This is a genomic window from Nostoc sp. PA-18-2419, assembly GCF_005869855.1.
Lineage (GTDB): Bacteria > Cyanobacteriota > Cyanobacteriia > Cyanobacteriales > Nostocaceae > Nostoc.
Genome location: NZ_SZNH01000102.1, coordinates 1 through 687 on the forward strand (window position 1 = coordinate 1; position 687 = coordinate 687).

At 47.2% G+C, this 687-nt stretch carries 1 protein-coding gene; it reads left to right on the plus strand.

All coding sequences use genetic code 11. From position 1 onward, the window contains the following. Positions 1–687 (plus strand): radical SAM protein (locus FCR06_RS32165; protein ID WP_138506959.1); only part of this gene is annotated, 687 nt, incomplete at both ends.

Below are 687 nucleotides of genomic sequence, written 5' to 3' on the forward strand. Positions count from 1 at the left end.
GCATGTCAACACTGTGGTTCTCGTGCTGGTCATACTAGGACAAAAGAACTGTCCACTGAAGAAGCCCTTGATTTGGTTAGGCAAATGGCGGAAGTTGGGATTACAGAAGTAACACTTATTGGTGGTGAAGCTTTTCTGCGTCCTGATTGGCTGGAAATAGCTCAAGCAGTTACCCAAGCTGGGATGCTCTGTGGTATGACGACTGGTGGTTATGGTATCACTTTAGAGACAGCACGGCGGATGAAAGAAGCTGGTATTCAAGTCGTTTCCGTCTCTGTTGATGGTTTAGAAGCAACCCACGATCGCATCCGCGGTAGACAAGGATCTTGGCAATGGGCGTTTAAGACTATGAGCCATCTCAAGGAAGCAGGTATATCCTTCGGTTGCAATACTCAAATCAATCGCCTTTCTGCACCAGAATTCCCCCGTATTTATGAGCATCTCCGTGATGCAGGTGTCTTCGCTTGGCAAATTCAATTGACTGTACCGATGGGGAATGCAGCTGATAATAGCGAGATTCTACTGCAACCTTATGAATTACTTGATGTGTATCCAATGATTGCTCGTGTTGCTCAACGGGCAAAGCGAGAAGGAGTACGAGTTCAGCCAGGGAATAATATTGGTTACTACGGCCCTTATGAACGCTTTTTACGGGGCGGCGATGCTTGGACTTTTTGGCAGGGATGC